Source organism: Selenomonas sp. oral taxon 920 (assembly GCF_001717585.1).
Lineage (GTDB): Bacteria > Bacillota > Negativicutes > Selenomonadales > Selenomonadaceae > Centipeda.
Genome location: NZ_CP017042.1, coordinates 1,855,583 through 1,867,501, shown reverse-complemented (window position 1 = coordinate 1,867,501; position 11,919 = coordinate 1,855,583). Strand labels below are relative to the sequence as shown.

23 protein-coding genes are annotated in these 11,919 nt (G+C 58.1%); all 23 read left to right on the top strand.

Annotation, left to right across the window (positions count from 1 at the left end):
- Window positions 1-5: 5 nt before the first annotated feature.
- The 23 genes from tuf (at window position 6) to secY (ending at window position 11,901) form a co-directional block, all read left to right on the top strand.
- Entirely contained in the window at window positions 6-1,193 is a 1,188-nt protein-coding gene (tuf, locus tag BCS37_RS09085) for an elongation factor Tu (protein ID WP_069181130.1), read from the top strand.
- A 261-nt stretch (window positions 1,194-1,454) separates the two neighbouring features.
- On the top strand, window positions 1,455-1,766 hold the full coding sequence (gene rpsJ / locus BCS37_RS09080; protein WP_006695835.1) for a 30S ribosomal protein S10: 312 nt from the start codon (window positions 1,455-1,457) through the stop codon (window positions 1,764-1,766).
- Window positions 1,767-1,781: 15 nt separating this feature from the next.
- Window positions 1,782-2,435 carry a 50S ribosomal protein L3 gene (gene rplC, locus BCS37_RS09075; protein WP_069181129.1) on the top strand — a complete coding sequence of 218 codons (654 nt, stop codon included), beginning with the start codon at window positions 1,782-1,784 and terminating at the stop codon, window positions 2,433-2,435.
- 18 nt (window positions 2,436-2,453) lie between these two features.
- Entirely contained in the window at window positions 2,454-3,077 is a 624-nt protein-coding gene (rplD, locus tag BCS37_RS09070) for a 50S ribosomal protein L4 (RefSeq protein WP_069181128.1), read from the top strand.
- Window positions 3,077-3,358, top strand: coding sequence for a 50S ribosomal protein L23 (gene rplW / locus BCS37_RS09065; protein ID WP_006694704.1), 282 nt, complete (start codon window positions 3,077-3,079; stop codon window positions 3,356-3,358). Before rplD ends, rplW begins: the two co-directional genes overlap by 1 nt.
- A 20-nt stretch (window positions 3,359-3,378) precedes the next feature.
- Window positions 3,379-4,206 (top strand): 50S ribosomal protein L2, encoded by an 828-nt coding sequence (rplB, locus tag BCS37_RS09060; RefSeq protein ID WP_069181127.1) that lies wholly within the window; start codon window positions 3,379-3,381, stop codon window positions 4,204-4,206.
- Window positions 4,207-4,321: 115 nt separating this feature from the next.
- Window positions 4,322-4,603 (top strand): 30S ribosomal protein S19, encoded by a 282-nt coding sequence (gene rpsS, locus BCS37_RS09055; RefSeq protein ID WP_006307562.1) that lies wholly within the window; start codon window positions 4,322-4,324, stop codon window positions 4,601-4,603.
- Between the two features lie 18 nt (window positions 4,604-4,621).
- Window positions 4,622-4,960 carry a 50S ribosomal protein L22 gene (gene rplV / locus BCS37_RS09050; protein ID WP_006307561.1) on the top strand — a complete coding sequence of 113 codons (339 nt, stop codon included), beginning with the start codon at window positions 4,622-4,624 and terminating at the stop codon, window positions 4,958-4,960.
- Window positions 4,961-4,976: 16 nt separating this feature from the next.
- A complete protein-coding gene (rpsC, locus tag BCS37_RS09045; RefSeq protein ID WP_069181126.1) occupies window positions 4,977-5,648 on the top strand; it encodes a 30S ribosomal protein S3 in 672 nt (223 codons plus the stop codon).
- Entirely contained in the window at window positions 5,648-6,085 is a 438-nt protein-coding gene (gene rplP / locus BCS37_RS09040) for a 50S ribosomal protein L16 (protein WP_006307554.1), read from the top strand. Before rpsC ends, rplP begins: the two co-directional genes overlap by 1 nt.
- Complete coding sequence (rpmC, locus tag BCS37_RS09035; RefSeq protein ID WP_069181125.1) at window positions 6,075-6,266, top strand: 50S ribosomal protein L29; 192 nt, start codon at window positions 6,075-6,077, stop codon at window positions 6,264-6,266. The genes rplP and rpmC overlap by 11 nt, the downstream gene beginning before the upstream one ends.
- Before the next feature lie 51 nt (window positions 6,267-6,317).
- Window positions 6,318-6,575: a 30S ribosomal protein S17 gene (rpsQ, locus tag BCS37_RS09030; RefSeq protein WP_009441255.1), complete on the top strand. Its 258-nt coding sequence runs from the start codon at window positions 6,318-6,320 to the stop codon at window positions 6,573-6,575.
- Window positions 6,576-6,590: 15 nt separating this feature from the next.
- A complete protein-coding gene (gene rplN, locus BCS37_RS09025; protein WP_009657080.1) occupies window positions 6,591-6,959 on the top strand; it encodes a 50S ribosomal protein L14 in 369 nt (122 codons plus the stop codon).
- Window positions 6,960-6,974: 15 nt separating this feature from the next.
- The gene (gene rplX / locus BCS37_RS09020; RefSeq protein WP_069181124.1) at window positions 6,975-7,301 is read left to right on the top strand and encodes a 50S ribosomal protein L24; all 327 of its coding nucleotides are present in this window, start codon (window positions 6,975-6,977) and stop codon (window positions 7,299-7,301) included.
- Between the two features lie 27 nt (window positions 7,302-7,328).
- Window positions 7,329-7,868: a 50S ribosomal protein L5 gene (rplE, locus tag BCS37_RS09015; protein ID WP_006307549.1), complete on the top strand. Its 540-nt coding sequence runs from the start codon at window positions 7,329-7,331 to the stop codon at window positions 7,866-7,868.
- Window positions 7,869-7,887: 19 nt separating this feature from the next.
- The gene (locus BCS37_RS09010) at window positions 7,888-8,073 is read left to right on the top strand and encodes a type Z 30S ribosomal protein S14 (protein ID WP_006307548.1); all 186 of its coding nucleotides are present in this window, start codon (window positions 7,888-7,890) and stop codon (window positions 8,071-8,073) included.
- 30 nt (window positions 8,074-8,103) lie between these two features.
- Window positions 8,104-8,502: a 30S ribosomal protein S8 gene (gene rpsH, locus BCS37_RS09005; protein WP_006307547.1), complete on the top strand. Its 399-nt coding sequence runs from the start codon at window positions 8,104-8,106 to the stop codon at window positions 8,500-8,502.
- 22 nt (window positions 8,503-8,524) lie between these two features.
- A complete protein-coding gene (rplF, locus tag BCS37_RS09000) occupies window positions 8,525-9,076 on the top strand; it encodes a 50S ribosomal protein L6 (RefSeq protein WP_069181123.1) in 552 nt (183 codons plus the stop codon).
- Between the two features lie 21 nt (window positions 9,077-9,097).
- Window positions 9,098-9,457, top strand: a complete 360-nt coding sequence (rplR, locus tag BCS37_RS08995; RefSeq protein ID WP_006694692.1) for a 50S ribosomal protein L18 — start codon at window positions 9,098-9,100, stop codon at window positions 9,455-9,457.
- Window positions 9,458-9,469: 12 nt separating this feature from the next.
- Window positions 9,470-9,976, top strand: a complete 507-nt coding sequence (gene rpsE / locus BCS37_RS08990; protein WP_069181122.1) for a 30S ribosomal protein S5 — start codon at window positions 9,470-9,472, stop codon at window positions 9,974-9,976.
- A gap of 15 nt (window positions 9,977-9,991) precedes the next feature.
- The gene (gene rpmD, locus BCS37_RS08985) at window positions 9,992-10,177 is read left to right on the top strand and encodes a 50S ribosomal protein L30 (protein ID WP_006692907.1); all 186 of its coding nucleotides are present in this window, start codon (window positions 9,992-9,994) and stop codon (window positions 10,175-10,177) included.
- Between the two features lie 19 nt (window positions 10,178-10,196).
- Window positions 10,197-10,640, top strand: coding sequence for a 50S ribosomal protein L15 (rplO, locus tag BCS37_RS08980; protein ID WP_069181121.1), 444 nt, complete (start codon window positions 10,197-10,199; stop codon window positions 10,638-10,640).
- A gap of 1 nt (window position 10,641) precedes the next feature.
- Window positions 10,642-11,901: a preprotein translocase subunit SecY gene (gene secY, locus BCS37_RS08975; RefSeq protein ID WP_069181120.1), complete on the top strand. Its 1,260-nt coding sequence runs from the start codon at window positions 10,642-10,644 to the stop codon at window positions 11,899-11,901.
- The last annotated feature ends 18 nt before the right edge of the window (window positions 11,902-11,919 follow it).

Sequence of the window (11,919 nt, the reverse complement as noted above, 5' to 3'; positions counted from 1 at the left end):
TTTAAATGGCAAAGGAAAAGTTTAACCGCAGCAAGCCCCATGTCAACATCGGCACGATCGGTCACGTTGACCACGGCAAGACGACGCTGACGGCTGCGATCACGAAGGTTCTCTCCGAGAAGGGCTATGCGAAGTTCGAGGACTATGCGGACATCGACAAGGCTCCGGAGGAGCGCGAGCGCGGCATTACGATCAACACGGCGCACGTTGAGTATGAGACGGACAACCGCCACTATGCACACGTTGACTGCCCGGGCCACGCGGACTATGTCAAGAACATGATCACGGGCGCTGCACAGATGGACGGCGCGATTCTCGTTGTCTCCGCTGCAGACGGCCCGATGCCCCAGACGCGTGAGCACATTCTGCTTGCTCGCCAGGTCGGCGTTCCGGCTCTCGTTGTCTTCCTCAACAAGGTTGACCAGGTTGACGATCCCGAGCTCCTCGAGCTCGTCGAGATGGAAGTTCGTGAGCTGCTCTCGCAGTACGAGTTCCCCGGCGACGACATCCCTGTCATTGCAGGCTCCGCACTCAAGGCGCTTGAGGGTGACGAGGCGATGAAGGCGAAGATCCTCGAGCTCATGGATGCGGTTGATTCGTACATCCCGACGCCGACGCGTGACACGGATAAGCCGTTCCTCATGCCGGTTGAGGACGTGTTCACGATCACGGGCCGCGGCACGGTTGCCACGGGTCGTGTGGAGCGCGGCGAGCTGAAGCTGAACGATACGGTTGAGATCGTCGGCCTTCAGGATGAGGCGCGCAGCACGGTTGTCACGGGCATCGAGATGTTCCGCAAGCTGCTCGACAGCGCGGTTGCGGGCGACAACATCGGTGCGCTGCTCCGTGGCGTGGATCGCAAGGACATCGAGCGCGGTCAGGTTCTCGCAAAGCCGGGTTCCATCAATCCGCACACGAAGTTCAAGGCACAGGTCTACGTCCTGACGAAGGAAGAGGGCGGCCGCCACACTCCGTTCTTCACGAACTATCGTCCCCAGTTCTACTTCCGTACCACGGACGTGACGGGCGTTGTCCGTCTCCCCGAGGGCACTGAGATGGTTATGCCCGGCGATAACGTCGAGATGGAAGTCGAGCTCATCACGCCGATCGCGATCGAGCAGGGCCTCCGCTTCGCTATCCGCGAGGGCGGCCACACGGTCGGCGCGGGTCGTGTTACGGCAATCGAGGGCTAATCACCCTTACTGATATTCCCTAGGGAGAGGAGCGGCGCGCTCGCGTCGCTCCTTTTCGAGGGAAATGACGGTTTGACGGAAAGTCCGACTGAAATTTCCCGATGGGGAATATGATAAAACTTCTTTTCATCTTTTGGAATCATACGACAGATGACGTACTCCATGCGATGACATGGCAGATGGCTATGCCCTGACGGGACAGAGGGAACTGCCGTGGAGAAATGTTTGGGGCGAGACCCTGGACGAAGGAGGAAAACTACTTTGGCGAAACAGCAGAAAATCAGAATTCGTTTGAAGGCCTATGACCACAAGGCTCTCGATCAGAGCGCGGCAAAGATTGTTGATACCGCGAAGAAGACGGGCGCAATGGTCTCGGGGCCCATCCCACTTCCGACGGAGAAGAATGTCTACACGATTCTTCGTTCTCCGCATGTCAACAAGGACTCGCGCGAGCAGTTTGAGATGCGTACGCACAAGCGCCTCATCGACATCCTGCAGCCGACGAACAAGACGGTCGACTCGCTCATGCGCCTCGATCTGCCTGCCGGCGTTGACATCGAGATTAAGCTCTAATAGGAGGTGGAAGCCTTGGCTAAGGCTATTTTAGGAAGAAAACTGGGCATGACCCAGATCTTCACAGAGGAAGGCCGCGTCGTTCCCGTGACGGTCGTTGAGTCCGGCAACAACTTTGTGCTGCAGAACAAGACCGACGAGGCGGACGGCTACAACGCTGTGCAGATCGGGTTCGGCGATGTGAAGGAAAAGAACGTCAATAAGCCTCTCAAGGGGCACTTTGAGAAGGCAGGCGTCAAGGCGGTGCGCTTCATTCGTGAGATGCGCCTCACGGCTCCTTCGGAATATAATGTAGGCGATACGATCGGCGTGGACATCTTCGCTGCGGGCGACCTTGTCGATGTGGTCGGCACGTCCAAGGGCAAGGGGTTCGCGGGCGGCATCAAGCGTCACAACTTCGCGCGCGGCCCGATGGGGCACGGCTCGAAGTCGCACCGTGAGCCGGGCTCGACAGGTGCGATGATCTCCGGCCCCGGCGGGCGCGTCCTCAAGGGCAAGAAGCTCCCCGGCCGTATGGGAGGCGAGCGTGTCACAGTGCAGCGCCTGACGATTGTCCGCGTGGACACCGACCGCAATCTCATCCTCATCAAGGGCGCGATTCCGGGCCCGAAGAAGGGATTCGTCGTAATCAAAGATACCGTAAAGCCCGCAAAGGCAGCGAAAGAATAAGGAAGGGGGAATCGCAGCATGGCGAATGTAGCAGTATATGATATGTCGCACAACCAGGTTGGCGAGATCAGCCTGAACGATGAGTTCTTTAATGTTGAAATGAATGCCGGCCTCCTTCATCAGGCGGTCGTCCTCCAGCTCGCATCGCAGCGCCTTGGCACACATGCCACGAAGACGCGCGGTTTTGTGCGCGGCGGCGGACGCAAGCCATGGCGTCAGAAGGGAACGGGCCGTGCCCGTGCAGGTTCGACGCGCAGTCCACTGTGGGTCGGCGGCGGTACGGTCTTTGGACCGCATCCGCGCAAGTACGGCTTTACGATGCCGCGCAAGCAGCGTCGTCTCGCCCTCAAGTGCGCGCTCTCGGACAAGGTTCGCACGGGTGACTTCATTGTCCTCGACCAGCTCGATTTCGAGGCACCGAAGACAAAGGCAGCCGTGAAGCTCCTGAGCGATTTCGGCGTGAATGCAAAGAGCCTCTTCATCACGGCGGACGAAGCTGTGAACGTGGAGCGCTCGACGAGCAATATTCCGGGTGTAAAAGCCATCACGGCAAATGGAATCAATGTCTATGACATTCTCCATCACGACAAGCTCTTCATTACGAAGGATGCCATCACCCGTATCGAGGAGGTATTCGCATAATGGAAGCACGTGATATTCTCGTACGACCGCTCATCACGGAGCGGACGACGCAGCTCATGGCTGAGGGCAAATACGTCTTCGTCGTTGCGAAGGCTGCGAACAAGATCGAGATCGCAAAGGCGGTCTCGGAGATCTTCAAGGTGAAGGTCGCAAAGGTCAACACGGTCAACGTCCTCGGCAAGAAGAAGCGCATGGGTCGTACGCAGGGCAAGCGCCCGGACTACAAGAAGGCCATCGTGAAACTCGCTCCGGGCGAGACCATCGAGTTCTTTGAAGGCTGAGACGAAAGGGAGGTACGAACGTGGCAGTAAAAAGTTTTAAGCCGTATTCTGCCGGCAGACGCTTCATGACGGTCTCTTCCTTCGATGAGATCACAACGGACAAGCCGGAGAAGTCCCTCACCGTCCGCCTGACAAAGACGGGCGGGCGCAACCAGCAGGGCAAACTGACCGTACGTCATCGCGGCGGCGGTCACAAGCGGCTCTATCGCATCATCGACTTCAAGCGTACGAAGGACGGCATCCCCGCCCGCGTTGCGACGATTGAATACGATCCGAACCGCAGCGCGCGCATTGCGCTCCTGAACTACGCAGACGGCGAGAAGCGCTACATCCTCGCGCCGAACGGCCTGAAGGTCGGCGACGTTGTGGAATCGGGTGCCGAGGCTGACATCAAGCCGGGCAACGCGCTTCCGCTTAAGAATATCCCGCTCGGTACGGTTATCCATGCCGTCGAGATGAAGATCGGCAAGGGCGCACAGCTCGTCCGCAGTGCGGGCACGTCTGCACAGCTCATGGCAAAGGAAGGCGACTACGCACTCCTTCGTATGCCGTCCGGCGAGATTCGCCGCGTGCATATCAACTGCCGTGCGACGATCGGGCAGGTCGGCAACCTCGAGCATGAGAACATCACCATCGGCAAGGCAGGCCGCAGCCGCTGGCTCGGACGTCGTCCGGAGACGCGCGGTATTGCGATGAACCCGAACGACCATCCGCACGGCGGCGGCGAGGGCCGTTCGCCGGTCGGACGCAAGAGCCCGATGACGAAGTGGGGCAAGATTGCGATGGGCAAGAAGACGCGCCGCAAGAAGAAGGCGTCGAACCGCTTGATTGTACATCGCCGTAAGTAATCGGCTTTGTGGATAGCCCCTTTGGGGGCGTCCCCTAGGAAACCGCATTAGCACCGCAACTTGCAGATAGAACCATCGCCGAACCGCATCGCGTTCGGCGAAAGGAGGAAAAACTTTGTCAAGATCGATTAAGAAAGGGCCTTTCGTCGCAGAGAGCCTGATGAAGAAGATCGATGCGCTCAACGAAAAGAACGAGAAGAAGGTTGTGCGCACATGGTCGCGCAGCTCGACGATCTTCCCAGATTTCGTCGGCCACACGATCGCTGTCCACGACGGACGCAAGCATGTCCCCGTCTACGTCACGGAGGATATGGTCGGACATAAGCTCGGCGAGTTTGCGCCGACACGTACATTCAAGGGTCACGCGGGCGAAGAGCGCAAGACCTCGCTGCGCTGATAGAGAGGAGGACGATTCGTGGCACAGGAAGTAAAGGCTACCGCCAAATACATCCGTATCGCACCGCGCAAGGTTCGCATTGTGATGAACCTCGTGCGCGGCAAGAGCGTTGCTGACGCTCTCGCGATCCTGAAGTTCACGCCGAAGGTCGGCGCGGACGCCGTGGAGAAGGTGCTCCGCTCTGCTGTTGCAAACGCGGAGAACAACTTTGACATGGATGTGGATCGACTGTTCATTTCCTCAGCTTTCGTTGACCAGGGACCGACGCTCAAGCGCATTCACCCGCGCTCGCGCGGGCAGGCATTCAAGATTTTGAAGCACACGTCCCACATCACGGTTGCCGTAAACGAAAAGTAATAGGGAGGGAAACAGTTTGGGTCAGAAAGTAAATCCCCATGGCATTCGCCTTGGCATCGTCAAGGATTGGGATGCCCGCTGGTATGCAGACAAGGATTTCGCGCAGAATCTGCACGAGGATATCAAAATTCGTGATTACCTCAAGAAGAGCCTCCAGACCGCAGGTGTTCCCCGCGTGGAGACGGAGCGCAGCAAGAACCGCCTGAAGCTCACGATCCATACGGCAAAGCCGGGTATGGTCATTGGACGCGGCGGCTCGGGCATCGAGCAGATCAAAGAGGGGCTCAAGTCCCTCACGGATAAGCGCGTTGACATCAATATTGCAGAGATCAAGCAGCCGGATCTCGACGCGACGCTCGTCGCAGAGAACATTGCAGCCCAGCTTGAGCGCCGCATTGCCTTCCGCCGTGCGATGAAACAGGCGGTCGGGCGCACGATGCGCCTCGGTGCGAAGGGCATCAAGATCGCAGTCAGCGGTCGTCTCGGCGGTGCAGAAATTGCACGCCGCGAGTCCTATCGCGAGGGCAGCATCCCCCTGCACACGCTGCGTGCAGACATCGACTATGGAACGGCCGAAGCACACACGACCTACGGCCGCATCGGCATCAAGGTCTGGATCTTCAAGGGCGAAGTTCTCCCCGACAAGAAGAATCAGCCGAAAAACGGTAAGGAAAGGAGCGAGGCGTAATGTTACTCCCAAAGCGCGTTAAGTACCGCAAGCAGTTCCGCGGACGCATGAAGGGCAAGGCACAGCGCGGCAACACGGTCAGCCATGGCCAGTACGGTCTCGTCGCTCTGGAGCCGGCATGGATTACGAACCGCCAGATCGAGGCTGCACGTATCGCAATGACGCGTTACATCAAGCGCGGCGGCAAGGTCTGGATCAAGATTTTCCCGGACAAGCCGGTCACGGCAAAGCCGGCGGAGACCCGCATGGGTTCCGGCAAGGGCTCGCCCGAGTACTGGGTCGCCGTCGTCAAGCCCGGCCGCGTCCTCTTTGAGATGGACGGCGTGGCACGCGACGTTGCGGCAGAGGCAATGCGCCTCGCAGGACACAAGCTCCCGATCAAGACGAAGTTCGTCGTACGCGAAGAAGTAGAGGGCGGTGAAGTGAATGAAGGTTGATGAGATCCGCGGCATGAGTGCCGACGAGCTCAAGGAAAAACTCGCGTCGCTCAAGGAAGAGCTCTTTGGCCTCCGTTTCCAGCACGCCACCGGACAGCTCGATAACCCGATGCGTATCAAGGACGTAAAGAAGACGATTGCCCGCATCAAGACCATTCAGCGTGAGCAGGCAAACGCCTAAATCTAAGTTGCGGACATTTTATTGATACGCAGGAAGGAGGCTCATATACACATGAGCGATAGAAACGTACGCAAAGTGAGAATCGGCAAGGTCGTGTCCGACAAGATGGACAAGACTGTTGTCGTTGCTGTCGAGGAGCTCGAACAGCACAAGATGTATAAGAAGCCGGTTAAGAAGACGGTGAAGTTCCACGCGCATGACGAGAAGAATGACGCGCACGTCGGCGACCGTGTATCCATCATGGAGACGCGCCCGCTCTCGAAGACGAAGCGCTGGCGCGTGGTCGAAGTCGTCGAGCGCGCGAAGTAAGGAGGAAGAGGATCAATGATACAGCAGGAAACAATCCTGAATGTCGGCGATAACACAGGAGCGAAGGAAATCCTCTGCATTCGCGTACTGGGCGGTTCGTACCGCAAGTATGCCAACATCGGCGATGTTATTGTCGCCTCCGTCAAGGCGGCAGCGCCGGGCGGCACGGTGAAAAAGGGCGATGTCGTCAAGGCGGTTGTCGTTCGCAGCGTCAAGGGCCTGCGCCGTCCGGACGGTTCCTACATCCGCTTCGACGAGAACGCGGCCGTCATCATCAAGGACGACCACACGCCGCGCGGAACGCGTATTTTTGGACCTGTCGCACGCGAGCTGCGCGAGAAGGATTTCATGAAGATCGTCTCGCTCGCTCCCGAAGTTCTTTAAGGAGGAGGTGTTATTTTGTCGCTGGCAAAACTGAACGTCAAGAAGGGCGATACGGTCGTCGTTCTTTCCGGCAAGGATAAGGGAAAGCAGGGCAAGGTCATTGAGGCTCAGCCAAAGAAGGGCAAGGTCGTCGTTGAGGGCGTCAACAAGGTAAAGCGTCACACGAAGCCGAGCCAGAGCGCGCCCCAGGGCGGGATCATCACGAAGGAAGCACCGCTGTTCGCATCGAAGGTGCAGCTCGTCTGCCCTGCGTGCGGCAAGGCGACGCGCGTTGCACACCGCATCGTCGGCGAGCGCAAGGTGCGCGCCTGCAAGAAGTGCGGCGAGCCGATCGAGCAGTAAGATTAGCGGAAAGGAGGAATACGCAAAGTGGAAAGACTCAAGGAAAAGTATCAGAAGGAAGTTGCGCCGGCGCTGACGGAAAAGTTCGGCTATAAGAATGTCATGCAGCTCCCGAAGGTCGAGAAGGTCATCATCAACATGGGCGTCGGCGAAGCGGTCGGCAATCCGAAGGCACTCGATGCTGCAGTGACGGATCTCACCGCCATCGCAGGGCAGAAGCCCCAGCTCACGCGTGCGAAGAAGTCGCTTGCTGCGTGGAAGCTCCGCGAGGGCATGCCGATTGGCTGCAAGGTTACGCTGCGCGGCACGCGTATGTATCAGTTCCTCGACAAGTTCATGAATGTCGCACTTCCGCGCGTCCGCGATTTTCGCGGTGTCAGCGAGAAGGCGTTCGACGGCCGCGGCAACTACGCTGTGGGTCTGCGCGAGCAGCTCATTTTCCCTGAAATTGACTACGACAAGATCGACAAGATTCGCGGCATGAACATCGTCATCGTTACGAGTGCGCATACGGACGAAGAGGCAAAAGAGCTCCTGCGTCTCATGGGTATGCCGTTCCGCGCGTAACGAACAAGGAGGAACAACTGTGGCAAAGAAGGCAATGATTGAGAAGTGGAGCAAAGAGCCCAAGTTCTCGACACGCAAGTACAACCGCTGCAAGATTTGCGGACGTCCGCACGGCTACATCCGCAAGTTCGATATGTGCCGTATCTGCTTCCGTGAGCAGAGTTACAAGGGCGCCATCCCTGGTGTAACGAAGGCAAGCTGGTAATAAAGATAGCAAAAAGGAGGATATCGATTCATGGCAATGACTGATCCTATTGCAGATATGCTGACCCGCATCCGCAACGCGAACTCGGTCTACCACGAGAGCGTCGCGATCCCTGGGTCGAAGGTCAAGACGGCAATCGCCGAGGTCTTGAAAAAGGAAGGCTTCATCAAGGACTACTCCTTCCAGGAGGACGGCAAGCAGGGCGTTCTCACCGTCACGCTGAAGTATGGAGCTAAGCGTGAGCATGTTATCTCCGGTCTGAAGCGCGTTTCCAAGCCCGGACTTCGTCAGTATGCAAAGCACGATGCGCTCCCGCGTGTCTACGGCGGCCTCGGTATCTCTGTGATCTCCACGTCGAAGGGGATCATGAGCGACAAGGACGCACGCAAGGCGGGGCTCGGCGGCGAAGTTCTCGCATTCGTATGGTAATGCACAGGCAGGAGGTGTAACAATGTCAAGAATTGGAAGAGCACCGATTCACATTCCGTCTGGCGTTACCGTCACGGTCGGTGCGGATAATCTCGTGAAAGTGAAGGGCCCGAAGGGCGAGCTTTCGCGCGAGATCCATCCGGATATGAAAATAACCGTCGAGGAAGGTGTCGTAACCGTCACCCGTCCTTCGGACGATAAAATGCACAGGTCGCTCCACGGCCTTTCCCGTACGCTCATCAACAACATGGTGGTCGGCGTGTCGGAAGGCTTCACGAAGACCCTTGAGATCAGCGGCGTCGGCTATCGTGCGGCAAAGCAGGGCAAGAACCTCAATCTCTCGCTTGGCTTCTCGCATCCCGTTGTCGTTGAGCCGCCCGAGGGCATCACGTTTGAGTGCCCCTCTGCTACGGTCATCACGATCTCCGGCATCAACAAGGAAGTCGTCGGTCAGACTGCAGCTGAGATCCGTGCACATCGTGAGCCGGAGCCGTACAAGGGCAAGGGCATCAAGTACGCCGGAGAGCATATCCGCCGCAAGGAAGGCAAAGCCGGCGCGAAGGGCAAGAAATAAGAAGGAGAGGAGTGACACACTGTGCTTATCAAGCAGGATAAGAATAAGGCGCGCCAGAAGCGCCATCTGCGCGTGCGCAATCACATTGCGGGCACTGCGGCTCGACCGCGCCTCAATGTATTCCGCAGCCTGAAGAACATCTACGCACAGATCATCGATGATGAAAAGGGCGTGACGCTCGTCTCCGCGAGCTCCAAGGACAAGGACTTCTCCCAGTACGGCGGAAATGTCGAGGCAGCAAAGGCGATCGGCACTGCTGTTGCGAAGAAGGCTCTTGAAAAGGGCATCACCGAGGTCGTCTTCGACCGCGGCGGCTACATCTATCATGGCCGCGTCGCTGCTCTTGCTGAGGCGGCACGCGAAGCGGGCCTGAAATTCTAAAGGAGGGAAAGCATGGCTAGACATAACGAAAACGAGACGCCGGAGTTCGAGGAGCGTGTCGTGTTCATCAACCGCGTATCGAAGGTTGTCAAGGGCGGCCGACGCTCCTCCTTCAGCGCACTTGTTGTCGTCGGCAACAAGAAGGGCAAGGTCGGCTTCGGCATGGGTAAGGCTGCTGAGGTACCCGAGGCAATCCGCAAGGGCGTCGAGGATGCAAAGAAGAGCCTGATCGAGGTTCCGCTGCGCGACGAGCGCACGATCCCGCATGAGATCACGGGCATCTTCGGTGCCGGCCGCGTGCTCCTGAAGCCCGCTGCCAAAGGTACCGGCGTCATCGCCGGCGGCCCTGCGCGTGCGGTGCTCGAGCTCGCGGGCGTGCGTGATATCCTCACGAAGTCGCTCGGCACGTCCAACCCGAACAACATGGTTCGCGCGACGATGGAAGGTCTCATCGGCCTCAAGAACCCCGCCGATGTGGCAGCACTCCGCGGCAAGACCGTGCGCGAGATTTTTGGCTGATAAGGAGGAACGAACATGGCAAAAGTCAGAGTAACGCTGACACGCAGCTTGATCGGTCGTCCTGAGACGCAGCGCAAGACTGTGAAATCGCTCGGACTGCGCAAGCGCAACTCCGTTACCGAGCTTCCCGACACGCCCGCCGTGCGTGGGCAGCTTCACAAGGTCTCCCACCTCATCACGGTGGAAGAGATTGCAGACTGAAGAGGGGAGGCAAACATCTATGAAACTGCATGAATTACAGCCGGCTGAGGGCTCGCGTAAGACGTCCAAGCGCGTCGGACGCGGCATCGGCTCCGGCATGGGCAAGACCTCGACGCGCGGCATGAAGGGACAGAAATCCCGTGCCGGCGGCGGTGTCCGCAGCGGTTTTGAGGGCGGTCAGATGCCTCTCTACCGTCGTCTCCCGAAGCGCGGCTTCAAGAACATCTGGGCAAAGACCTTTGCTGAGGTGAACGTTGGAAGCCTGAACTGCTTCGAGGACGGTGCGACGGTTGACCCCGTTGCACTCATCGAGGTGGGCATCCTGAAGAACGTCCGTGACGGCATCCGCATTCTCGGCGATGGCGAGCTCACGGCAAAGAATCTCACCGTACGCGCTCAGGGCTTTACGCAGGGCGCGGCGGAGAAAATTGCAGCGGCAGGCGGCAAAGTCGAGGTGATCTAAGGTGCTCCAAGCCCTTGGAAACATCTTTCAGATCCCGGAACTGCGGCAGAAGATTGTATTTACACTCATCATGTTTGCCGTGTTCCGCATGGGGACGCACATCCCCGTGCCCGGCGTCGATCCGACGGCGATCGAGCAGCTCTTCGCACAGGGAACCCTGTTCGGACTGCTCGACCTTTTCTCGGGCGGAGCGTTCAGTAAATTCTCCGTCTTTGCGATGAGTATTACGCCCTACATCAACGCAGCCATCATCATTCAGCTGCTCAATGTCGTCGTTCCGACGCTCGAGCAGTGGTCGAAGGAGGGTGCAGAGGGGCAGAAGAAGACGACGAAGGTCACGCGGTATCTTACGGTTGCACTCGCGTTCTTTCAGGCAATCGGCATGTCGATCGGTCTGAAGAGTGCGATCCTCAACCCCAATCCCGTGAACATCCTCATCATCGCGATCACGCTCACTGCAGGCACAGTCTTTCTCATGTGGCTGGGCGAGCAGATCACGGCGAACGGTGTCGGCAATGGAATCTCTCTGATTATCTTTGCCGGTATCGTTGCCGCACTGCCGAAGAACATCGGCACGATCTACGCCTACGTCAAGGCGGGTACGATCAGCTACTTCAGCGTCTTCGCATTTGCCGTCATTGCGCTTGCGATGATCGTCTTTGTCATCCACATCGAAACGGGCTTCCGCCGCGTGCCGATTACGTATGCAAAACGGCTTGTCGGCGGGCGCGTGGGAACGAGCGGACATTCGAGCCACATCCCGTTCAAGGTGAATCAGGCGGGCGTTATCCCGATCATCTTCGCCTCGTCGGTGCTGATGTTCCCGATTACGGTCGCACAGTTCATCGACGTACCGTGGGTTAAGACCGCAGCGGCGTATCTCGAGTGGGGGAAACCACTCCAGACAACGCTTTATGTGCTCATGATCATCTTCTTCACCTACTTCTATACGTCGGTGACAGTGAAGATTCCGGATATGGCAGACAATCTCAAGAAATACGGCGGCTTTGTGCCGGGGCTTCGCCCCGGACAGGCGACGGCCGACTATCTTGACTACGTGCTGACGCGCATCACGCTCGCGGGGGCATTCTTCCTCGCATTCATCGCAGTTCTCCCCAATATGGTGGCGGGCGCGACGAATATTCAGGGCGTGTACTTCGGCGGCACAGCTCTCCTCATCGTCGTGGGCGTTGCCCTCCAGACGATGAAGCAGATCGAGTCGATGGTTGTTATGCGTCACTACGAAGGCTTTATGAAATAACGTAAGGAGATAGAGAGC

Excerpts from the sequence above, each read along its gene's own strand:
- tuf (WP_069181130.1), top strand. The coding sequence starts at position 6 with ATGGCAAAGGAAAAGTTTAACCGCAGCAAGCCCCATGTCAACATCGGC.
- rplW (WP_006694704.1), top strand. The coding sequence starts at position 3,077 with ATGGAAGCACGTGATATTCTCGTACGACCGCTCATCACGGAGCGGACG.
- rpmD (WP_006692907.1), top strand. The coding sequence starts at position 9,992 with ATGGCAAAAGTCAGAGTAACGCTGACACGCAGCTTGATCGGTCGTCCT.
- rplP (WP_006307554.1), top strand. The coding sequence starts at position 5,648 with ATGTTACTCCCAAAGCGCGTTAAGTACCGCAAGCAGTTCCGCGGACGC.
- rpmC (WP_069181125.1), top strand. The coding sequence starts at position 6,075 with ATGAAGGTTGATGAGATCCGCGGCATGAGTGCCGACGAGCTCAAGGAA.
- rpsQ (WP_009441255.1), top strand. The coding sequence starts at position 6,318 with ATGAGCGATAGAAACGTACGCAAAGTGAGAATCGGCAAGGTCGTGTCC.
- rpsE (WP_069181122.1), top strand. The coding sequence starts at position 9,470 with ATGGCTAGACATAACGAAAACGAGACGCCGGAGTTCGAGGAGCGTGTC.
- rplD (WP_069181128.1), top strand. The coding sequence starts at position 2,454 with ATGGCGAATGTAGCAGTATATGATATGTCGCACAACCAGGTTGGCGAG.
- rplN (WP_009657080.1), top strand. The coding sequence starts at position 6,591 with ATGATACAGCAGGAAACAATCCTGAATGTCGGCGATAACACAGGAGCG.
- rplF (WP_069181123.1), top strand. The coding sequence starts at position 8,525 with ATGTCAAGAATTGGAAGAGCACCGATTCACATTCCGTCTGGCGTTACC.
- rplO (WP_069181121.1), top strand. The coding sequence starts at position 10,197 with ATGAAACTGCATGAATTACAGCCGGCTGAGGGCTCGCGTAAGACGTCC.
- rpsH (WP_006307547.1), top strand. The coding sequence starts at position 8,104 with ATGGCAATGACTGATCCTATTGCAGATATGCTGACCCGCATCCGCAAC.